This window comes from Thermoplasmata archaeon, assembly GCA_035532555.1.
In the GTDB taxonomy this organism is placed as follows: domain Archaea; phylum Thermoplasmatota; class Thermoplasmata; order Lutacidiplasmatales; family UBA184; genus Lutacidiplasma.
This window is the reverse complement of the sequence record DATKQS010000016.1, coordinates 1-19,415: the sequence shown is the minus strand read 5'-3', so window position 1 is coordinate 19,415 and position 19,415 is coordinate 1. Positions and strand designations below refer to the sequence as shown.

Sequence of the window (19,415 nt, the reverse complement as noted above, 5' to 3'; positions counted from 1 at the left end):
CCCACGCTCGTGCCGGCCGCTCGGAGCGGGCGGAGACATATACGCCCCGGGCCATGGCGCGCATGTGGAGGCTCACCCTCGGAAACTTCGCCTCGCCCCATCCCTGCTGAGCGCGGACTTCGGCGCGCTCGGCGAAGCAGTCCGGGCGGCCGAGAAGGGAGGCGCCGACGCCTTTCACCTGGACGTGATGGACGGCCATTTCGTCCCGAACATCTCCTTCGGCCCCGCGCTCGTGCGCGCGGTGCGAGAGCGCACTCGTCTGCCGCTCGATATCCATCTCATGATCGACGACCCGCTCCGCTATCTCGATGCGTTTCGGAAGGCCGGGGGCGACTCGCTGGTCTTCCACCTCGAGTCCCGCTCCGATCCGGCCGAGGTGATCCGCGAAGGGCACCGGCTCGGTGCGACGGTCGGGGCGGCCCTGCGTCCCGACACTCCGATCGGGGCCGTGGATCGCTGGATCGAAAAGCTCGATCAGGTGCTCGTGATGGGCGTTCATCCCGGGTTCTCCGGTCAGAAGTTCATTCCCGAGACCGTCCCCAAGATCCGGTCCGCACGGGAGCGGCTCGACCGCATCGGATCCTCGGCCGATCTCTCCGTGGACGGCGGCATTACCCCCTCGACAGCGATCCCGGCGGCGCAAGCCGGAGCGACCTTCTTCGTGTGCGGCAACTCCGTGTTCGCCGGGGGGAGCGTGGACGACAATATCCGAAGCCTGCGCGCCTCGGTCGAGGAAGGAGCCCGGCGTGAAGTACGCTGAGCTCGCGCGGGCCTACGAGGCGCTCGAAGCGACGACGAAGCGGCTCGAGATGCGCTCGATCCTCGTCGAGCTGATCGGTGCCGTGAAGGGCGAGGAGCTCGGAATCGTGCTCTATCTCTCCCAAGGGCTTCTGCGGCCCGAGTACGAGGGCGTCGAGCTCGGGGTCGCCGGTTCGCTCGCTCTCAAGGCGCTCGCCCGGGCGACGGGGGAGGAGGAGGAGCGGCTCGCGCGGCAGGCCCGTGCCTCGGGGGATCTCGGTACCACGGCCGCCGAGGTGCTCGCGCCCCCACCCCGCCGAGAGGAATCGAAAGCTCTCGAGGTCCCCGAGGTCTACGCGCGCCTGCTCGAGGTCGCCCACGCGAGCGGCGCCGGTTCTCAAGAAGCGAAGATCGCGATCCTCGAGACACTGCTGCGCCGAGCGACCCCGCTCGAGGGAAAGTACCTCCTGCGTTTCGTTCTCGGAACGCTGCGCGTCGGGGTGCGCGAGATGACGATCCTCGACGCGCTCGCCGAGCACTTCGCGCCCGGGGACAAGCACGCTCGGCACGAGATCGAGGCGGCGTTCAACATGACGAGCGATCTTGGCCTGATCGCGGAGCGGCTCGCCGCCGGAGGGGTCCCGGCGCTCGCGCGACTCGGTCTCACCGTGGGTCGCCCCGTCCGCTCGATGCTCGCCGAGCGCTCGAACAGTCTCTCCGACATTCTCCTGAGGATGGGCGGACGCGCGGCTCTCGAGTACAAGTACGATGGGCTCCGCGTCCAGGCCCACATCGCGCGCGACGGCTCGGTGCGGCTCTTTTCGCGCCGTCTAGAAGAGATCGGGCCTCAGTTCCCCGATCTCATCGGGGCTCTGGGGAGCGCGATCCCCCACCGCCCCGCCATCGTCGAAGGGGAGTGCGTCCCGGTGGACCCGATCACTGACGAGCTACGGCCCTTCCAGGAAGTTTCCCACCGTCGTGGGCGTAAGCGGGACCTCGAACGGGCCCAAGAGGAGACCCCGGTGGCGCTGTTCGTCTTCGACGTCCTCCTCGACGCGGGGGAGGCGGTGTACGAACGGCCGTACCCCGAACGTCGAAAACGCCTCGAAGCGCTCCTCGTCCCCAACGAGCGCATCCGCCTCGCGGAGAGCCGGGTCGTTGCCTCGGTGGACGCGGCGACCCGATTCTTCGACGAGGCCGTCGCCGGGGGCGCCGAGGGAGTGATGGCGAAGTCCCTCCAGGAAGGGAGCTCCTACCAGGCCGGGGCCCGAGGGTACTGGTGGATCAAGTACAAGCGCGAGTACGTCACCGGACTCGCCGATTCTATCGATGGGGTCATCGTCGGCGCGTTCTCCGGTCGCGGCCGCCGCGGAGGCCGCTTCGGGGCGTTCCTCCTCGCCGTCTACAACTCCCGCAAGGATCGGTACGAATCGTTCTGCAAGGTGGGGAGCGGCTTCGACGACCAGGCGTTGGAGGAGATGCCGCGTCGGTTGCATCCTCACGCGGTCAGCGAGCGGCCGGCGAACGTCGACACGGGGCTGAACGCGGACGCCTGGTTCCGGCCGGCGCTCGTGCTCGAGGTCCGGGGTGCGGAACTGACGCTCAGCCCGATCCACCGCGCGGGGATCGGCCGGGTCAAGCCGGAGGCGGGCCTCGCGCTGCGCTTCCCGCGTTTCACGGGGCGCTACCGGGACGACAAAGGTCCGACCGATGCCACGACGACCGACGAGCTCCTCGAACTGTACGAGTCCCAGAGCCACGGCACTCCCCACGGCGGGCACGGCGTTCGCCTCCGCCCAAAGGCATAAGAAGGGCTCCCGCCGTCCGACCCCTGTAGGACAGGGACATGCTCGTCGAGATGACCGAACTGTTGGGTCGCCAGATCTACTCGCCGGACGGACGCCTCGTCGGCGAGGTGGACAACCTCGTCGTTTCCGTGGAGGAGTCCAAGCTCGATGGGCTCTACGTCGTAGAGTCGAGCCCGATGTTAGTGGAGGACTCTCGTCCCATCAACGTGCCGTACCGTTGGGTCTCGGCCGTCAACGACGTCATCCTCCTCAAGTTCTTCCCGAAGCGGGTCTCGCTGAAGAAGGGCGCCCCCGCCAATGAGGACGATGCCGACGCCTCGGCCGACACCCGCTAACGGAGCGGGGATAGCCAAGCCCGGGCAACGGCGCAGGACTTAAACGGAAGGTACGCGCGGATTCTCCTCGCGAACCGTCCGAAGAGATCCTGCCGCGAAGGCGTTCGCCGGTTCAAATCCGGCTCCCCGCATCGTGGTTCAAGCGGTCGGGAGCTCTGACGGTACCATGCGGCATGCCACGCTCGTCGCGCGCCTCTCGTCGATCCGGCCCTTCGAGAGCCCCCGCGCGGACCTCGAACAGGTCATCACCCCTCCCGAGGCCGCGGCCACGCTGCTCGAGAGTGCGCTCTCGGCGGGAGATCTGGAGGATCGCACCGTCCTCGACCTGGGGACGGGCACGGGGGTCCTGGCGATCGGAGCCGCGCTGCTCGGAGCGAAGAGCGTCGTCGGAATCGACATCGACGCCTCGGCGCTCGCGCGAGCCCGCGAGGAAGCGACGCGGCTCGGAGTCCGGGTCCGCTTCGTGGAATCCGCGGTCGGCGCGTGGGACTCGAACGCCGACACGATCCTGATGAACCCGCCGTTCGGTGCCCAACGACGCGGAGCCGACCGGCCCTTCTGGGACCGCGCGTTCGCGCTGGCCGGTCGCGCGATCTACTCCTTCGCGCTCGCCGACTCCCGAACCTTTATAGCACGCCGAGCGCTCGTAGCGAACGCCTACGTCGAGTCGGTGCGACCGGTCCCGTGGGAACTCGTTCGGATGTTCCCGCACCATCGCCGCGCCCGGGTCCCAATCCCGGTCGACCTCTGGGTGATCCGAACGGAAAACCAACCATGACGCCCAGCGAAGTGCCCAAGTTCGTCGTCCCCGGAGAGTACATCGGCGCCGCGGAGGAGTTCGTTCCCGGTCCGGGAACCTACGAGCACGGGGGACGCATCTTCTCCAGCCTCGTGGGGATTCCCACGATCGATCCGACGGACCGGACCGTCCGCGTGGCCGGAACCAACTCGGTGCCGACGCTCTCCGAAGGGGATGTCGTCTACGCGCGTGTGGATGAGTTGAAGAGCGCCATGGCGATCTGCACGATCCTCTCGACGACCGAGAGCCGGCGCGGGATCCCCGGAGAGCCGGAGGGCACCGTGCACATCTCCAAGGTCAAGGACGGCTACACGGAGTCGCTGACGACCGAGCTCGCGGTCGGGGACATCCTCGTCGCGAAGGTCCTCCAGGCGCACCCCTCGATCAAGCTCACGACCGCCCCGTCGACCCTCGGGGTCATCTCGGCGCGCTGCCAGGTCTGCCATGGGCTCATGATCATCGGCGACAAGGATCTGAACTGTCCGCGCTGCGGCAACCGCGAGCAGCGCAAGCTCGCCCAAGGGCCTCGTCCCTCGGTCCTCCCTTCGTGAACGCGCTCCCCGGGCCCAGCGAGAACGAGCGCACGCTCGCTCGGCTCGTCCGCACCCATGATCGCTGGCGGGGCCGCGACGTCCTGAACCTGTTGCCGAGCGAGAACGCCGTCTCGCCCACCGCACGCAAGTACCTCTCGAGCGATCTCGCCGGCCGGTACACCCTCCCGCTGGAGACCGAGTGGCACGGGGAGCGGATCGACAACTCGTACACGGGGACCCGGTACACGGACGAGATCGAGCAGCTCGGGAACGCCTCGGCCGCCCGCCTGTTTCACGGCCGCTACGCGACCGTCCGTCCGCTGTCCGGCCACATCGCGGCCCTTTCCGCGCTCGTCCCGCTGCTCCCTGCGAAATCCCGCATCCTCGCGATCGAACCGAAGGAAGGCGGCTACGACGGCTACGCTCCCGGGTACATCCCCGCGCTCTTCGGCTACACGGTCCGGCCGCTGCCCGCGTCGGGGCCCGGGTTCACGGTCGACGCCGCGCTCGCCGTCGAAACGATCGAACGCGAGCGACCCGATGCGGTGATCCTCGGCCAGAGCTTCTTCCTCTTCCCGTACCCGTTGCGCGAGATCGCCGAAGCGGCGCATGCGCGCAACGCCCTCGTCTTCTACGACGCTTCCCACGTGCTCGGCCTCGTCGCCGGAGGAGAGTTCCAGGACCCGCTACGAGAAGGAGCGGACGTACTGTTCGGAAGCACGCACAAGTCCTTCCCCGGACCGCAGGGCGGGATCCTCGTCACCGATCGGGAGGATCTGTTCCGCCAGATGGATCCGGCCCTCGTCTGGCGGATCTTCGACAACGCCCACTGGAACCGCATCGCCGGGGTGACGCAGACGCTCCTCGAGATGGAGCGGGTCGGACCGGAGTACGCACGGACGATCGTCCGCAACAGCCAAGCGCTCGGCGGGGCGCTCTCGGAACGAGGCATCCCGATCATCGCCGAGGCGCAAGGGTTCTCGCGCTCCCACCAACTGCACATCGATCCGGACCGCCTGCGCGCGGCGCACGGCCTCGGCCCCGCGGCCCTCGCGCGACGCCTCGAGCGCCAGCGGCTCCTCATCGATCTCGTCGGTCGCATCGGCACCGCGGAAGCGACTCGCCTCGGGCTGACTCCGGAGGAGATGCCGCGGCTCGCGGAGCTCTTCGTCCGGGGCGGAATCCGCAAGGAGAGGATCGCCCCGGAGGTCCTCGCCTGGCGACGCACCTACCGCGAACTTCGGTTCGCGTAGCGAGCCATGCCGCGCTCCCACCGCACGCGCGCGCGTCGGGGTCCCGTCGCGTTGACCGGGACGCCGGGGACCGGCAAGAGCGTGGTCGCCCGGCGCCTCCCTTCCCGCCTGCGGTCGATCGAGGTCGGTGAGCTCGCGGTGCGCCTCGACCTCGGTCGCCGGACGGGCCCGCGCTCGTTCACGGTCGACCTGCCTCGGCTCGCCCGGCGACTGCGCCGAGAACCGCCCGACGTCGACCTCGTCGTCGGACACCTCGCGCACCTCCTTCCGATCCGCGACACGATCGTGCTGCGGTGCCATCCCCTCGAGCTCGAGCGCCGACTCGCTCGCGCCCGCCGGGGCTCGGCCCGGGAGCGTGCGGACAACGTCATCGCCGAAGCCACGGACGCGATCCTGTTCGAGGCGATCGAGACCGGGAGCTGCGTGTGGGAGATCGACACGACCGGCCTCGACCCCGACGCGGTCGCCCGGCGCGTCGCCGGGCGCATCGCGCGCCGGGGACCCTCCCGGTACGGCCGGGTGGACTGGCTCGCCGATCCGGCCGTCACCGAGGAGCTTTTGCGCCTCGGTCCGTAACCGGCCCGTCATGGTCATCGAGTCGTACCGAGGAAGGGCGGACCGCTACCTCGAGTGGCTCGCCCGACCCTGGCTCCGTTGGACCCCGGCCGCGCTGAGCTGGCTCGCCTTCGGCCTCTGCGTCGCGGCGGCCGTTCTGGCGGCGGCCGTCCGCTGGACCACGCCCGATCTGTTCCTCGCGGTCTCGGCGCTGATCCTGCTCGGAGGGCTCTTCGACGCGCTCGATGGCTACGTCGCCCGCCGCAACGGCACGATGAGCGTGCGCGGGGACGTGCTCGATCACGTCCTCGACCGGTATTCCGACGTGGCCCTGCTCATCGGGATCGCGATCTCCGGATATGCGAACCCCTTCCTCGCGCTCCTCGCGCTCGTGAGCCTACTGCTCGTCAGCTACATGGGCACGCAAGCCCAAGCCGTCGGCCAGGGCCGGCTCTATGCGGGCATCCTGTCCCGTTCGGACCGGCTCGTGATCCTCGCGGTGGCGACGTTCTTGGAGTTCGACTGGTCGCTCCCATGGCCATGGGCCCCGAGCGCTCCCTGGTCGCACTTCGTCCTCGGCGGAGTCGGCTTCACCGTGATCGACGTCGCGCTGGTGTGGTTCATTGTCGCCGGTCAGTGGACGGCGTACGCCCGGGCGCGGAGCCTGTACCGGAGCCTTCCCCCGAGCGGCTCGTAGGGCTCCCGCCCCCGTCCTGGCCCTCTCCGCCCTCCAGGACGCGCCCACCGCGCAGCCGATAGTATTGCAGCGGGTGGCGCAGGAACGGCTCGAAGCAGAGCGGATCGCGCGCGCGGTCCACGGGCGTCGGGCCCGTGGGATCGCCGTCCCGGATGCAGAGCCCGTGGGTGCGCAGGGTCGCGCACTCCGGCGGCTCGTATCCCTTTCCGCCATCTCGATGCGTGATGTGGTCGATCTGGTAGCGGGTGATCGACTCGTCGAAGTCCGGAGCGCCGCGGTAGGCGTCGACGATCGTCTCGAGATCCGCGCCGGCCCGGTGCAAGAAGGCCGCGAGCGCGAAGCGCCCGGCGTGGGAGAGGTTCTCGCCGTGCTCGAGCGACCGGCGCATCTTGCGGATACAGGGAGGGAAGCGATCCGGCCGCAGCTCCGCGGTGTTCGCTCCGGGGCGGGCGACGGGCAGCGGAACGCGCCGGGAGATCTCCTCGAGCAGGGCCGCTTCGCGGGCGCGGATGGCCGCCCGCGCCCCCTCCTCGATCGGCATCGGCCGGGCGAGCTCGCTTCGTACGGCCTCCTGGAGCAGGCGCGCGGCGCGCTCCCGGGAGACCTCGACCTGGCCGTGCCGAACGTCCTGGCTCCCGAGGCGGAACTCGGCGTCTCGGATCGGCACGGCGAGCCGAACGTAGTCGGTCAGGGAGAGGGCGACCTCGGAGGATGCGAGCTCGGTGATCGGGTATCCGAGGCGGCGCGCGACCTCGCCGAGCTCCTCGATGGAGCTCGAGCGCAGGCGGGCGTGCGCGCGCTTCGACTCGGCGACGGCCCACCGCCGAAGGGGGGCGGGCGAGGCCCCCGCCGACAGCACGAGGCGCGCGAACAGGAACGACAAGAACCGGACCTCGGGAGCCGCGCGGGAGAGCTCCTCGATCGTCGAGGTCCCGCGGGGGTCGTCGGCGGCGGCGAGGACCCGGGCCCGCCCGATCTCGCGGGAGACCTCGAACGCTCCGTCCTCCAGGAGCCCCCGGACCGAGACGGCCATCTCCTCCGCGAGCGCTTCGGCCCCCGGGAGGAAGGGGTACTCCCCGTAGAGCGTCGATTCCGCTAGAGGCGGGGGATCACGAACTGCCATGCGAGCAGGATGAGTACGACGAATGTCGAGATAATGGCCGCCGTCCCGCCGAACCGTTCGGCCCGCTCGGGGGTCCAGGCTTTCTTCACCCTCGAGGCGAACGCCGCCATGAAATCTCGGACGAGCAGCCCACCGTCGAGCGGGATCAGCGGAAGCGCGTTCGAGGCGCCGAGGAGGAGGCTCATCCAGGCGACCCAGTACAGGATGTTCAGCCCGATCCAGAACGAGCTGGGTCCGAAGGCCGCGAGGGGCCCCGTCACGTGGAAGAAACTCTGGGTCGAGCCGCTGATCGGTTCGAGCCCGGCGATCGGGAGCACGAGCCAGTTGACCGTGCCCTGGTACCCTCCGTACGGCGTGCCCGGCGGCCAGACGAGCGTGCCCTGGAGCTGCGCCGGTGTGAGGAAGGAGATGTAGACGCCGAGGAATGCCGTCTGCGCGTCGGACGATTGATTGGTGAAGGCCGACAACGGCGCGAGCGTGACGTTGGTCGTCACCGTCGTTCCAAGACCGCTCGAGTAGTACTGTAATGGAACGGTCTGACCGGGGTGCGCGGTGCTGAGCGCGGACGACAGCTGCGCGTTCGTCGTGATCGTCGTGCCGTTCAACTCGGTGATGATGTCGCCGGCGGAGAGGCTCGCATTCTGGGCCGGCGAGTTCGGGAAGATCTGAACGACGCCCACCCCGTTCGCGTTCGGCACGACCGACCCCGCGACGATCGCCGATACCACCACGAAGAGCACCCCGGCGAGAATGAAGTTCGCGAGGACCCCGGCCGCGGCGACCCGGTCCCGGCGGATGCGGGGAGCGGCGACCATCTCCGCCTCCTCCGGCTCGACGAACGCCCCGATGGGGATGACGCACCAGAGAATGCCCAGGCTCTTGACGGTGATCTTCTGAGAACGGGCCACGAACCCGTGGAACAGCTCGTGGAGCACGACGGCGATGATCAACGCCACGATCCCATAGCCGAGCGGGATGATCGGGTTGATCCCGGGGATCCCGAGCGCCTCTTGGACGCTGGGCGCCTGCGCGGCGGTCTCATGGAACGCCAAGATCGCATCGATGAGGAGCAGGATCACCATGCCGACCATCGCGATCGCTGCGAGGATGACGCCGATCGTGCTCGCTACGGTCCAGAACCGGCGGGACCGACCGACCCAATCGATGAAGGCCCGGCCGCGTCGGGTCTTGATCATCAGCGCGGGGCCGAAGAGCGCGATCGTCCGGTCCTTGCCGATCCAACCGACCCGGTACAGGCCGTAGACGGCGAGCCCGTAGACGAGAACGACCAGGAGCGCGATCTCGTAGCCGTTGAAGGAAAACGACGTCACGAACGCTCCGGGGCCCTCGGAGCCGGCCTGCGTTTATGAGCTCTCGCGAGGACGCGGTGAGAGCGCCCCCCGTTCATCCCTTCACGACCCCGAGCGGGACCAGTCGGGCGACGCGCCGTGTGAGACCGGCGCCCTCCGCGACCCGGACGACGTTCTCCACGTCCTTGTACGCCCCGGGGGCCTCCTCGGTCACGCCCTCGTGGGTCGCGGCTCGGACCTGGATGCCCTTCGCGCGCAGCGCGCGCGTCACCTCTTCGTAGCGGAAGGTCCGGTTGGCGGCGTGCCGGCTGAGACGCCGGCCCGCACCGTGGCAGGACGAGCCGAACGAACGGTCCATCGACGTCGAAAGGCCGGCAAGGACGTAGCTCGCGGTGCCCATATCTCCCGGGATGAGCACCGGCTGACCGAACGGGCGGTAGGCGCTCGGCACTTCCTCGCGTCCGGCGGGGAAGGCACGGGTCGCTCCCTTCCGGTGGACGAGCACGCGCTTCGGGCCGTCGTCCAGGCGGTGGGTTTCGGTCTTGGCGATGTTGTGCGCGATATCGTAGACGACCGCGAGGTCCATATCCTCGGCGGGACGGCCGAACGTTTCGGAGAAGGCGCGGCGCACGCCGTGGGTGATCGCCTGGCGGTTCGCCCACGCGAAGTTCGCCCCCGCGGCCATGGCACGGAGGTAGCTCTGGCCGTCGTCCGAGGCGACCGGGGCGCACGAGAGCTGCCGGTCGACGAGCTGAGTGCCCTCGCGGACGAGGCGGTCGTCCATGCGTTGGATGTACTCCGTCGCGATCTGGTGCCCGAGCCCGCGAGAGCCTGTATGCAGCATGACCGTGACCTGCCCCGGCTCCAAGCCGAGCGCTAGCGCGCACTCCGGGTAAAACAGCTCATCGACGCTCTGGACCTCGAGGAAGTGGTTCCCGGATCCGAGAGTCCCGAGCTGCTTCGAGCCGCGCTTGCGGGCGTTGTCGCTGACCTCGGCAGGATCGGCGTCCGTCATGCGGCCCTCCTCCTCTTGGACCTCGAGGTCCTCGGTCCGGCCAAGTCCGTGCTCGACCGCCCAGCGGGCCCCGCCCGCCAGCACCTCGTCGACCTCGCTCGGGTTGAGCGGCCGCCCGCCCTTCGAACCGACCCCGGACGGGACCGCCCGGTACAGGCGATCCATGAGATCGCCGAGGCGGGGACGGACCTCCTCGGTGGTGAGCGAGGTGCGGAGCAGCCGAACGCCGCAATTGATGTCGTAGCCGATCCCTCCGGGAGAGACGATTCCCTCTTCGAGGTCGAAGGCCGCGACCCCACCCACCGGGAAACCGTAGCCGAAGTGGATGTCCGGCATCGCGAGCGCGTTGCGCTGGATGCCGGGAAGCGTTGCGACGTTCGCTAGTTGCATCAGGGATGGGTCCCCTTCGACCCCCGAGAGCAGCGCCTCGTTCGAGAAGAGCACCCCGGGGACGCGCATCCCCGGGACCTCGTCCATCGGGATCTCGTAGGTGAACTCGTCGCGGGCGATCAATCGGGGAACCTTCGCCACGGCGCGGCGCGAGCGATGGCGGCTATTTAGGCCATCGAGGCGCCGCCGAAGGGACAAAGACAGAAGTACACCGGTGCCCCTGGTGTTCTGGAGCGCTCCGATGCACCTGCGCGCCGTTCTAACCATCGTCAACTTCGCGGTCGTCGCGGTCGCGCTCGCGATCTTCTTCCTCGTGCCCTCCCTCGCGACGATCGCGGTCTACGCGGTCCTGATCTGGATGTTCTCGAGCCTCGTGATCTTTTACACGCCCTTCGGCCACCGTCAGATCCGCCCGGCCGGTCCCCCGCTCGGGCCCGCGTCGGGATCGGCCCAGTATGCCCCCTCCTCCTCGGGTACTGCGCTCCCGTCCTCGGGGATCGGGTTCTGCATCTACTGCGGGACCCATCTCGCGACGGGGACCACCGTCTGCCCCGCGTGCGGCCGGGTGGTGCGGCTTGCGTAGAGGGGAGGTCGCCCGATGACGCGGTTGACGATCGGCCGTCTCCCGTACTGGGCGATGGCCGTCCTTCTCGCCGCGCTCACGTTCGGCGTCATCTATCTGGGCTTCCGCATCGGGCTTGGACTGTACTCCTTCGCGCTCCTCCTCCTCCCGATCGGCCTCGCGGTGTGGTACATGGCCGAGTACTCGGCCACGGCGGCCGTCGCGCCGCCGGCGGCGATCGACCCGGCCGCTTCCATGCCTCCCCCGGAGGCGTTCGACGACCCGGTGATCGAGGCGGACCTGTTCGACTCCCTCGTCGAGACCGCGCCGCGACCGGAGGCGGGAACGCAGGACCCGCCGGCCCCCTAGTCGGGGACCACGAAGAGCATCGGCTCGCGCGCGCGGACGCTGGAGCCGGGACGCACCTGGAGGCGTTCTACTCGACCCGCGGTCGGGCTCGAGATCTCGTTGCGCATCTTCATCGCCTCGAGGATCAGGAGGATCTGGCCCTTGGTGACATGGTCTCCGTTCTGGACCCGCACCTCGATCGTCTTCCCGGGCATCGGAGGCAGGATGGGAACCCCGGGCCCTTCCGCGGCCGCGGGGGGAGCGGGCGCTGGCGGAGGAGGAGCGGCCGCCCGGGCGGCCGGACGAGGATCGGATGTCTCGACGCGCGAGAGCGTCCATCGTTCCCCGTTCACATCGACCGGCCCCGGTGGGATTGGCATGCCTTCCGGCCACTGCTCGACGACGATTCGCTCACCGGCGATCTCGAGCTCGACCTTCATCGGCGACGAGGCTACGACGACGAATGGGTGGCGTGCACCTCCGAGCTCGACCGTTGCGCCGGCGAGATCGACGTCGATCTCCTCTACCTTACCGTCGCGTGCGACGCGTACTCGCATCGATCCACCTCCGCTGGGAATGGAGCCGGCTGCGCCCCTCGTGCGCCCAGGCGCTCATCCCGCCGGCCTCCTCTCGAGCAAGCAAAGAGGAGGGCACGGCGAGGCTCGCAGGGCGGGCGCGGAGCGCACCGACGATCCCGAGCGCGGCGGTCGTGAGCGCCTCGTCGGTCAGGGCGCGATCGCGGCTGGCACGGTAGGCCTTGTACACGGCCGGGAAGACGGCGTACGATATCGCTTCCGCATCGTCCGCGGCCGGGACGAGCGCACGCACCTCCTGCAGGGCCCGATCGAACTCGGGAGCGAGCAGGTCCGCGGGCCGGCCCTGGATCGGAGCCGCGTCGGCGAGGACCTTGCGGCGTAGGTCGGCGTCGATCGGCCCCGGGGGAGCGCCGTAGAGCCCGCGGACGTAATCGCGGACCTCGCGGGTGATCGTCTGGTAGCGCGTTCCGGCGAGGACGTTGAACACCGCTTGGATCCCAACGATCTGGCTGGTCGGGGTCACGAGGGGAGGGTAGCCCAGATCACGTCGGACCAGAGGGATCTCGGCGAACACCTCGGGCAGTCGCGCGAGCGCGTCCTGCTCCTGGAGTTGCGAGAGGAGGTTCGAGAGCATCCCACCCGGGACCTGGTGGAGCAGGATCTCCCCGTCGGTCTGCAGGCTCCTCAGGTTCAGCAGCGGCCGGTAGTGATCGAGGACCTTGCGGAAGTATTCGGAGAGATCGGCGAGGGCGGAGAGGTCGAGCTTGGGATCGAGCGGCGTGCCCCGCATGGCTCCGACGAGCGCCTCGGTCGGGGGCTGGGAGGCCCCGCCGGAGAACGGGCCGAGCGCGCTGTCGACCACCGTCGCGCCGGCCTCGGCCGCCGCGAGGCACGTCAGGGTCGACATTCCGCTTGAGGAGTGCGTGTGGACCACGACCGGAAGACCCACCTCGCGGATGAGCGCCCGGACGAGCGCCGCTGCGTCGCCCGGCGGCATGAATCCGGCCATGTCCTTGATGCAGAGCTCCTCCGCCCCGAGGGCGGCGAGCTCCCGGCCGAGCTGGACGAAGGACGGGAGCGTGTGGACGGGCGACTGCGTGTAGCAGATCGTCCCCTGCGCCCGGCCCCCAGCCTTGCGGACCGCGTCGATCGCCACTCCCATGTTGCGCGGGTCGTTCAGCGCGTCGAAGACGCGGAAGATGTCGATCCCTCGTCGGGCGGACTCGGCGACGAACTTGCGAACGAGGTCATCGGGGTAGTGGCGGTAGCCGACGAGGTTCTGCCCGCGCAGGAGCATCTGCAATGGCGTGTTCGGCATCGCCCGCTTCAGGGTCTGCAGTCGCTCCCAGGGATCCTCGTGCAGGAAGCGCAGGCACACGTCGAACGTCGCGCCTCCCCAGATCTCGAGCGAGTGGTATCCGATCGCATCGAGCCGCTCGGCGGCCGGGAGCATGTCGCGGGTGCGCATCCGGGTCGCGATCAGCGACTGGTGCCCATCGCGGAGCACGGTCTCGGTGATGCCGACCATCGGACGAATCCTCCCGCGGACGGCTATAGCGGCCCGTTCCCGTGCTTCTTCGGTGGTCGGTCTTCGCGCTTCGAGGCGAGGAACTTGAGCCCGGCGATGAGCCGGGTCCGCGTCTCCGCCGGGTCGATCACGTCGTCGATGTATCCCCGATCCGCGGCGAGATACGGGTTAAGGAACTCCTCCCGATATTCCCCGACCTTCTCCGCCCGCAGCTTCTCGCGCGCGTCGGCGGGAGCGGCGTCGATCTGGCGTCGGAACAGGATGTTGACGGCCCCGTCGGCGCCCATGACCGCGATCTCGGCGGTGGGCCACGCGAGGTTCAGGTCACCACCGAGATGCTTGGAACACATGACGTCGTACGCCCCTCCGTAGGCCTTGCGGAGGATGACGGTCATCATCGGGACGGTCGCCTCGGCGTAGGCGTAGAGCAGCTTCGCACCGTGGCGGATGATCCCGCCGAACTCCTGGGCCGTTCCCGGCAGGAAGCCGGGTACGTCCACGAGTGTCACCAGCGGAAGATTGAACGCATCGCAGAACCGCACGAATCGGGCGGCCTTGATCGACGCTTGGATATCGAGCGTCCCGGCGAGCTGGGCGGGGTTGTTGGCCACGAGACCGATCGATCGCCCCGCGAGCCGGCCGAAGCCGACGACGATGTTCGTCGCCCATTCGGGCTGGATCTCGAGGAAGGATCCCGGATCGATGACCCGGTCGACGACCGCATGGACATCGTAGGGAGCATTGGAATCCGCGGGCACGATCCCCACGAGTTCGGGGGCGGCCGTGGCCGGCGGATCGACCGTGGAAACGGCCGGAGGCTCCTCCAGATTGTTCAGGGGCAGGTAGGACAATAGCCGCCGGGTCAGCGCGATCGCTTCCCGGTCGTTCGCCGCGGTCAGGTGGGAAACCCCGCTGACGCGGGCGTGGGTTTCCGCACCGCCGAGCTCCTCCGCGGAGACTTCCTCACCCGTGACGGTGCGGATGACGTCCGGGCCGGTGATGAACATCTGCCCCATGCCCCGGGCCATGACGACGAAGTCGGTGATCGCGGGGGAGTAGACCGCTCCGCCCGCGCACGGACCCAGGATCACCGAGATCTGGGGGACGACGCCGGACAATAGAACATTTCGGAAGAACACCTCGCCGTACCCGGCGAGGCTCATCACGCCCTCTTGGATGCGCGCGCCACCGGAGTCGTCGAGCCCGATGATCGGCACCCCGGCCCTTCGGGCAGTCTCCATGATCTTGACGATTTTCATCGCGTGCGCCTCGCCCAGCGCGCCGCCGAACACCGTCGCGTCCTGGGAGAACGCACAGGTCGGCCGACCGTCGATCTCTCCCCAGCCCGTCACCACCCCATCGCCGGGGACCATCCGCTCGTCCATTCCAAAGCCCTGCACCCGGTGCGTGACGAACGGGTCGATCTCGGTGAACGTCCCGGGGTCGAAGAGCGACTCCAGTCGCTCGCGCGCGGTGAGCTTGCCCGACGCTCGATGTTTTGCCAGCCGCTCCGGCCCGCCCCCTTCCCGGGCTTCCCGTTTGAGCGCGTTCCACCGGTCGTACGGTTCCGTCATGGTTCTTCCACCCGAAGGTCTCCGGCCCTTATCGCGAACTGGGCCGAGCCCTGGGAGACAAAGAGCTCTCCGTCCTCTCCGATCCCCTGGATGATGCCCGTGGGCACCCCATCGACCCACGCCCGGTGTCCAATCCCGTAGAGGACGGCACGGCACCGGGCGAGGGCCGCTTGCGCGCCGGCTTCCGTATCGAGCTCCCGGATGGAACGCAGAGCCGCATCCACCACCACCTCCTCGACCTCCTCCAGGGGTGGAGGCGGGTCCATGAAGTCCCCGAGGGAGACGGTCGCCTCCCGCAGGGGCGCCGACAGCTGCTCGCGATCGAGCGACACGTTCACGCCGATCCCTGCCACCTCGGCCCGCCCGAGGGTCGGGGAGGGGACCTCATCGATGAGGATCCCGGAGAGCTTGCGCGGAGCGCCTCCCGGCGTCGGGACGAGAAGGTCGTTCGGCCATTTCAGGGACGCGAGCACACCGAATCGGCCGGAGATCGCCTCCCGCAGACCGGCTCCGATCGCGAGCGAGACCAACGAGCGGTGAACCTCCGGGGCGCGGGCGATGAGCGAGAGGTAGAGCCCGCCGGGGGGCGACTCCCACGTATGGTCCAGCCGTCCGCGTCCGGCGCTCTGCGCCCGGGCCACGACGCGCGTGCCCTCGTAAGCCCCGGCTCGCGCGAGCTCGATCGCTCGATCCTGGGTCGACGGGATCGTGGCGTACTGCTCGCGAGGACCCAACGACGGCCTCCCGGTCGCGTGAGAAAATGCATGGCCCATAATGGTTGGGGTACCCGAGGAGTGGGCCGTGGGGTACGGCGGCCCGGCCGCTCGTCGGACGCCCCCTCTCTCCGATATCGACCGCTCCCGGTCCAGACCGCCCGTTACGGTCATCCCTCGTCGAGCTTCGGGTCCGGCCGATCCATGAGCCAACTACTGCCCGCGCTACAGGAGATCGCACCGGGTATCGAGAAGGAGCTGAAGGGGCGGCTCGCCAGCTTCGCGGGGATGTTCATCGTTGGCTATCTGCCTCAAACCTGGTCGTTCGCCACGGACGCCGGCTCCGCCACGCTCACCGTGGACAAGAAGGGAACCGTCGTGGTCGAAGCCGGAACTCCGGCGAACCCGGATGTCACCGTCGAGTGGGGGCACGACGCCCTCATCGCGACCCTGCTGCGCCAGAAGCGGGCCCCGGCGGCCGGCGATCCCCCGCTGCGCGTCACGCCCCACACGTCGAAGGGGAAGACGGCGTACGACTTCCTGCGGAGCCGGTTCGGCCTGTAGCCCGATTCGTCGGAGCCGCCCGACGGGACCCCGGACCTCAGTCGAGATCCCGCAGTCGCTGGACCATCTTGACCACGGCCCGGACGGCGTTCGCCGCGTTCTCGATCCGCTCTTGAGCTTGCAGCCGCGTTTCGCCGGGGCCCGTGATCCCGAGGCCGAGCGGCTTGCCGTAATCGACCGACAGATCGGCGAGCTTGCGCGCGGCTTGGTTCATGACCACTTCGTCGTGCTGAGTCTCCCCTTCGATGACCGCTCCGAGCGCGACCACCGCGTCGACGTCCTTCCGGGCGAAGAGCGCCTTGACCGCGAGCGGGATGTCGTAGACCCCGGGGGTCCGGACGACCGGCCCGAGGGTCGCGCCCAGGAAGCGGATCTCCTCCTTGGCCCGCTCGACCATCGACGACGTCACGTCGAAGTTGTACTCGCTGGCGACCACCGCTATGCATACTCCCGCTCCGGCTCCTGTGTTCTTTGCCATTGTTGTTTCCTCCGTTCTTAATTTGGATGATCGTCAGTGACTCCTGCTCAATGTGTGGGACGTGCCGGCCCCGCGTCCGGGAACCCCTGGCGCAGACCCATGCCCGCACGTCGGCGCAGGTCCTGCGAGCGGAACAGCAGCGCGTAGGCGTTGAGCGCGTGCTCCTCGGCGCGTCGGCGAGCGAGCGTCTCCAGTTCCCGGCCGTCCGCGGCCTCGTCCTCGAACACGAAGCACTCCACGATCGGCTTCGCCTCGAGGACCCCGGCGAACAACAGTCCGAGCGACGCTTCGTGAGCGCAGGTTCGGTCGTACTCGGCCTTCCCGGGCATCCCGAGCGCGATGCACAGATCGACGTGATCCTCGAGGAAGAGCCGACGGCAGGCGACGGGAAGATCCTTGATCCCAGGGACGGTGCGGCGCACGATGCGGAATCCGGTGCCGGCTCCCTGGAGTGCGCGCACCGCCGCGGTGGCCATGTCGACGCGCGCGAAGGTCGTGTCCGCGATCCCCACCCGCTTCACGCGTTCGCCTCCTTGGAACTGCGGGCCCGCTCGAGGATCCGCTCGACGATCTTGCGGGTCGCGAGGTCGTCGTGGGGGAGGAGACCGACCCGAACGACCTTGGCGGGGACCCCCCGTCGGGCACATTCGCGTTCGACCTCGGCCTCGTTGAACATCTGGTCGTGGCCGAGCGCGATCAGGTCCGGGTGGACCTCGACGACCGTCTGATAGATGTCGGTCGTCGAGCCGAGGATGGCACGGTCGACCGGCTTCAGGGCCTCGACCATCTCCCGGCGGATCATCTCGGGGACGTACGGTTCGTGCTTGAGCCGGCGCGCCGTCTGGTCCCGCGCGACGACGACGACGAGCTCGTCTCCGAGCTTACGCGCTTCGGAGAGGAAGTAGACGTGTCCGGGGTGGAGGAGGTCGAAGACCCCCGTGGCCATCACGCGGACCATTGCTGCCAGGCCTCAGTGATGGTGTTTCCCTCGAGGAAGATCCAGCCGTGGTCGTCCGCGTACCTTCGCGCCGCGATCGGGGAGCGGGCACCGCCGGAGTCCCCCAGCATCTCGCAGACCGTCGCCGATTCCGAAAGTGCGGTCATGCGCAGCAGCGAGACGGCCAATTCCGTATGGCCCTTTCGCTCCCGCAAGAGCCCCGGCGACGCATAGAGCAACGGTACGTGACCGGGCGACACGAACGCCTCGCGGAACTCGTCACGGAGCTCCTCGGCCGAACGGTCCCGCGCGTTCGCCGCAATTTCTCCGATGGTGCGGATCGTGAGCGCTCGCTCGTTGTCGCTGACCCCAGTGTAGTTCGCCCGGTGGTTGACCGTGATGCCAAAGGCGCTGCGCCGGTCGTACCGCGGGGCCTCGGCGAGCGAGGCCAAGAGCGGGTAGCGGCTCTGCGCGTTCGCGAGGAGGTCGGAGAAGAAGGGGAGATCGAGCCGTAGCCGTAGCTCCTCGGAGATCGCCGTGCAGATCAGTCCACCCGCGTCCCGCCGGGCCAGGTGGATCAGCTCGGGAGTCGCTCGCTCGGACAGGAAGATGAGGTCGGTCTCGCCTTCTCGCTCGGGAGCGTCGTAGACCAGAATCGGCTCGCCTCGAGCGAGCGCCTCGCCGGCGTCCACGATCTCCTTCGAAAGAGTGCGGGACTGCGGAGGACCCATCACGAGGGCGAACGAGAAGTGGTAGGTAATAAAGAATGCTTAGCTAACTGAAAATGGGTTGATGGACCCTTTGGGAAGGGAGACCAGCAGTGTATCGGTCACGCAGGTTGCGATCATTCTCGAACGACCTTCCGAAGAAGGCGTTCTAGGAGGTGATCCATCTGCAGGTTCCCCTACAGATACCTTGTTACGACTTACTCCCCCTTGCTGAACCGAAGTTCGAGCGCCCCGGATGAGGCACCCTCACTCCGACCCAACTCGGATGAGTTGACGGGCGGTGTGTGCAAAGAGCAGGGGCACATTCACCGCGGGATGTTGACCCGCGATTACTACGGAATCCATTTTCACGAGGGCGAGTTACAGCCCTCGATCCAGACTACGATGGGGTTTCAGGATTGCCTCCCCCTTTCGAGGTCGGGTCCCATTGTCCCCACCTTTGTAGCGCGCGTGTTGCCCGGAAGATTCGGGGCATACGGACCTACCGTAGACCTCTCCTTCCTCTGCCTTAACGGCAGCGATCCCGCTAGTGTGCTCCTACAATCGCTTGTAAGATCGCGACTAACGGCGAGGGTCTCGTTCGTTATCTGACTTAACAGAACGCCTTACGGTACGAACTGACGACGGCCATGCACCACCTCTCGGAGAATCGGGCAAGGTCTTCAGCCTGGCTTTCATCCCTCCGTCGCCTCCGGTGAGTTTTCCGGCGTTGAATCCAATTGAACCGCACGCTCCTCCCGTTGCGGTGCCCTCCCGCCAATTCCTTTAAGTTTCAGTCTTGCGACCGTACTCCCCAAGCGGCAGACTCAACACCTTCGCTCCGGCACTGGGAGCCCACGCAGGACCCCCAACACCAAGTCTGCAGCGTTTACACCCTAGACTACCGGGGTA

Annotated in this window: 22 protein-coding genes, 1 tRNA gene and 1 rRNA gene; 12 read left to right on the top strand and 12 right to left on the bottom strand. The window is 68.4% G+C overall.

Annotation, left to right across the window (positions count from 1 at the left end; all coding sequences use genetic code 11):
• The first annotated feature begins 64 nt into the window (after window positions 1-64).
• From rpe to VMV28_04135, 9 genes are all read left to right on the top strand, one after another.
• On the top strand, window positions 65-760 hold the full coding sequence (gene rpe / locus VMV28_04175; GenBank protein ID HUZ79796.1) for a ribulose-phosphate 3-epimerase: 696 nt from the start codon (window positions 65-67) through the stop codon (window positions 758-760).
• Window positions 747-2,546, top strand: coding sequence for an ATP-dependent DNA ligase (locus tag VMV28_04170; protein HUZ79795.1), 1,800 nt, complete (start codon window positions 747-749; stop codon window positions 2,544-2,546). Before rpe ends, VMV28_04170 begins: the two co-directional genes overlap by 14 nt.
• A 38-nt stretch (window positions 2,547-2,584) precedes the next feature.
• Window positions 2,585-2,881: a PRC-barrel domain-containing protein gene (locus VMV28_04165; GenBank protein ID HUZ79794.1), complete on the top strand. Its 297-nt coding sequence runs from the start codon at window positions 2,585-2,587 to the stop codon at window positions 2,879-2,881.
• A gap of 4 nt (window positions 2,882-2,885) precedes the next feature.
• A tRNA-Leu gene (locus VMV28_04160) sits at window positions 2,886-3,012 on the top strand.
• 35 nt (window positions 3,013-3,047) lie between these two features.
• Window positions 3,048-3,659 carry an METTL5 family protein gene (locus VMV28_04155; protein ID HUZ79793.1) on the top strand — a complete coding sequence of 204 codons (612 nt, stop codon included), beginning with the start codon at window positions 3,048-3,050 and terminating at the stop codon, window positions 3,657-3,659.
• On the top strand, window positions 3,656-4,231 hold the full coding sequence (locus VMV28_04150; protein ID HUZ79792.1) for an exosome complex RNA-binding protein Csl4: 576 nt from the start codon (window positions 3,656-3,658) through the stop codon (window positions 4,229-4,231). Before VMV28_04155 ends, VMV28_04150 begins: the two co-directional genes overlap by 4 nt.
• Window positions 4,228-5,466, top strand: a complete 1,239-nt coding sequence (locus tag VMV28_04145; GenBank protein HUZ79791.1) for a serine hydroxymethyltransferase — start codon at window positions 4,228-4,230, stop codon at window positions 5,464-5,466. The genes VMV28_04150 and VMV28_04145 overlap by 4 nt, the downstream gene beginning before the upstream one ends.
• 6 nt (window positions 5,467-5,472) lie before the next feature.
• A complete protein-coding gene (locus VMV28_04140; protein HUZ79790.1) occupies window positions 5,473-6,042 on the top strand; it encodes an AAA family ATPase in 570 nt (189 codons plus the stop codon).
• A gap of 10 nt (window positions 6,043-6,052) precedes the next feature.
• Window positions 6,053-6,718, top strand: a complete 666-nt coding sequence (locus VMV28_04135) for a CDP-alcohol phosphatidyltransferase family protein (GenBank protein ID HUZ79789.1) — start codon at window positions 6,053-6,055, stop codon at window positions 6,716-6,718.
• Here VMV28_04135 and VMV28_04130 read toward each other — a convergent pair.
• From VMV28_04130 to VMV28_04120, 3 genes are all read right to left on the bottom strand, one after another.
• On the bottom strand, window positions 6,642-7,841 hold the full coding sequence (locus tag VMV28_04130; GenBank protein HUZ79788.1) for a hypothetical protein: 1,200 nt from the start codon (window positions 7,839-7,841) through the stop codon (window positions 6,642-6,644). The two genes, VMV28_04135 and VMV28_04130, sit on opposite strands and share 77 nt — an antisense overlap.
• Window positions 7,814-9,172 (bottom strand): site-2 protease family protein, encoded by a 1,359-nt coding sequence (locus VMV28_04125; protein ID HUZ79787.1) that lies wholly within the window; start codon window positions 9,170-9,172, stop codon window positions 7,814-7,816. Before VMV28_04125 ends, VMV28_04130 begins: the two co-directional genes overlap by 28 nt.
• Window positions 9,173-9,245: 73 nt before the next feature.
• Entirely contained in the window at window positions 9,246-10,643 is a 1,398-nt protein-coding gene (locus VMV28_04120) for an RtcB family protein (GenBank protein HUZ79786.1), read from the bottom strand.
• 127 nt (window positions 10,644-10,770) lie between these two features.
• Here VMV28_04120 and VMV28_04115 point away from each other — a divergent pair, with 127 nt between their 5' ends.
• Window positions 10,771-11,139, top strand: coding sequence for a zinc ribbon domain-containing protein (locus VMV28_04115; protein ID HUZ79785.1), 369 nt, complete (start codon window positions 10,771-10,773; stop codon window positions 11,137-11,139).
• Window positions 11,140-11,154: 15 nt separating this feature from the next.
• Entirely contained in the window at window positions 11,155-11,487 is a 333-nt protein-coding gene (locus VMV28_04110; protein ID HUZ79784.1) for a hypothetical protein, read from the top strand.
• Here VMV28_04110 and VMV28_04105 read toward each other — a convergent pair.
• Genes VMV28_04105 through VMV28_04090 form a run of 4 tightly spaced genes read right to left on the bottom strand, consistent with a single transcriptional unit; the run spans window position 11,484 to window position 15,838 of the window.
• Complete coding sequence (locus VMV28_04105) at window positions 11,484-12,023, bottom strand: biotin/lipoyl-containing protein (protein ID HUZ79783.1); 540 nt, start codon at window positions 12,021-12,023, stop codon at window positions 11,484-11,486. The genes VMV28_04110 and VMV28_04105 overlap by 4 nt on opposite strands.
• On the bottom strand, window positions 11,995-13,530 hold the full coding sequence (locus VMV28_04100) for a pyruvate carboxylase subunit B (protein HUZ79782.1): 1,536 nt from the start codon (window positions 13,528-13,530) through the stop codon (window positions 11,995-11,997). Before VMV28_04100 ends, VMV28_04105 begins: the two co-directional genes overlap by 29 nt.
• A 23-nt stretch (window positions 13,531-13,553) precedes the next feature.
• The gene (locus VMV28_04095) at window positions 13,554-15,104 is read right to left on the bottom strand and encodes an acyl-CoA carboxylase subunit beta (GenBank protein ID HUZ79781.1); all 1,551 of its coding nucleotides are present in this window, start codon (window positions 15,102-15,104) and stop codon (window positions 13,554-13,556) included.
• Window positions 15,101-15,838, bottom strand: a complete 738-nt coding sequence (locus tag VMV28_04090; GenBank protein HUZ79780.1) for a biotin--[acetyl-CoA-carboxylase] ligase — start codon at window positions 15,836-15,838, stop codon at window positions 15,101-15,103. Before VMV28_04090 ends, VMV28_04095 begins: the two co-directional genes overlap by 4 nt.
• A 183-nt stretch (window positions 15,839-16,021) precedes the next feature.
• On the opposite strand from VMV28_04090, the gene VMV28_04085 reads away from it, so the two are divergent.
• Complete coding sequence (locus tag VMV28_04085; protein HUZ79779.1) at window positions 16,022-16,381, top strand: hypothetical protein; 360 nt, start codon at window positions 16,022-16,024, stop codon at window positions 16,379-16,381.
• Window positions 16,382-16,418: 37 nt separating this feature from the next.
• Here the strand turns inward: VMV28_04085 and ribH are convergent, their stop codons facing one another.
• The 5 genes from ribH to VMV28_04060 all read right to left on the bottom strand — a co-directional run.
• On the bottom strand, window positions 16,419-16,859 hold the full coding sequence (gene ribH, locus VMV28_04080) for a 6,7-dimethyl-8-ribityllumazine synthase (protein HUZ79778.1): 441 nt from the start codon (window positions 16,857-16,859) through the stop codon (window positions 16,419-16,421).
• Window positions 16,860-16,906: 47 nt separating this feature from the next.
• Window positions 16,907-17,380 carry a riboflavin synthase gene (gene ribC / locus VMV28_04075; GenBank protein HUZ79777.1) on the bottom strand — a complete coding sequence of 158 codons (474 nt, stop codon included), beginning with the start codon at window positions 17,378-17,380 and terminating at the stop codon, window positions 16,907-16,909.
• Entirely contained in the window at window positions 17,377-17,817 is a 441-nt protein-coding gene (locus VMV28_04070; protein ID HUZ79776.1) for an adenylyltransferase/cytidyltransferase family protein, read from the bottom strand. The genes ribC and VMV28_04070 overlap by 4 nt, the downstream gene beginning before the upstream one ends.
• Window positions 17,805-18,527, bottom strand: coding sequence for a 3,4-dihydroxy-2-butanone-4-phosphate synthase (gene ribB, locus VMV28_04065; GenBank protein HUZ79775.1), 723 nt, complete (start codon window positions 18,525-18,527; stop codon window positions 17,805-17,807). The genes VMV28_04070 and ribB overlap by 13 nt, the downstream gene beginning before the upstream one ends.
• Before the next feature lie 147 nt (window positions 18,528-18,674).
• Window positions 18,675-19,415, bottom strand: a 16S ribosomal RNA gene (locus VMV28_04060); the annotation flags it as partial.

Excerpts from the sequence above, each read along its gene's own strand:
- VMV28_04130 (HUZ79788.1), bottom strand. The coding sequence starts at position 7,841 with ATGGCAGTTCGTGATCCCCCGCCTCTAGCGGAATCGACGCTCTACGGG.
- VMV28_04120 (HUZ79786.1), bottom strand. The coding sequence starts at position 10,643 with ATGGACGAGGTCCCGGGGATGCGCGTCCCCGGGGTGCTCTTCTCGAAC.
- VMV28_04070 (HUZ79776.1), bottom strand. The coding sequence starts at position 17,817 with ATGGTCCGCGTGATGGCCACGGGGGTCTTCGACCTCCTCCACCCCGGA.
- VMV28_04105 (HUZ79783.1), bottom strand. The coding sequence starts at position 12,023 with ATGCGAGTACGCGTCGCACGCGACGGTAAGGTAGAGGAGATCGACGTC.
- VMV28_04135 (HUZ79789.1), top strand. The coding sequence starts at position 6,053 with ATGGTCATCGAGTCGTACCGAGGAAGGGCGGACCGCTACCTCGAGTGG.
- VMV28_04150 (HUZ79792.1), top strand. The coding sequence starts at position 3,656 with ATGACGCCCAGCGAAGTGCCCAAGTTCGTCGTCCCCGGAGAGTACATC.
- VMV28_04140 (HUZ79790.1), top strand. The coding sequence starts at position 5,473 with ATGCCGCGCTCCCACCGCACGCGCGCGCGTCGGGGTCCCGTCGCGTTG.
- ribB (HUZ79775.1), bottom strand. The coding sequence starts at position 18,527 with ATGGGTCCTCCGCAGTCCCGCACTCTTTCGAAGGAGATCGTGGACGCC.
- VMV28_04095 (HUZ79781.1), bottom strand. The coding sequence starts at position 15,104 with ATGACGGAACCGTACGACCGGTGGAACGCGCTCAAACGGGAAGCCCGG.
- VMV28_04110 (HUZ79784.1), top strand. The coding sequence starts at position 11,155 with ATGACGCGGTTGACGATCGGCCGTCTCCCGTACTGGGCGATGGCCGTC.
- VMV28_04085 (HUZ79779.1), top strand. The coding sequence starts at position 16,022 with ATGAGCCAACTACTGCCCGCGCTACAGGAGATCGCACCGGGTATCGAG.
- VMV28_04165 (HUZ79794.1), top strand. The coding sequence starts at position 2,585 with ATGCTCGTCGAGATGACCGAACTGTTGGGTCGCCAGATCTACTCGCCG.
- ribH (HUZ79778.1), bottom strand. The coding sequence starts at position 16,859 with ATGGCAAAGAACACAGGAGCCGGAGCGGGAGTATGCATAGCGGTGGTC.
- VMV28_04155 (HUZ79793.1), top strand. The coding sequence starts at position 3,048 with ATGCGGCATGCCACGCTCGTCGCGCGCCTCTCGTCGATCCGGCCCTTC.
- VMV28_04100 (HUZ79782.1), bottom strand. The coding sequence starts at position 13,530 with ATGGTCGGCATCACCGAGACCGTGCTCCGCGATGGGCACCAGTCGCTG.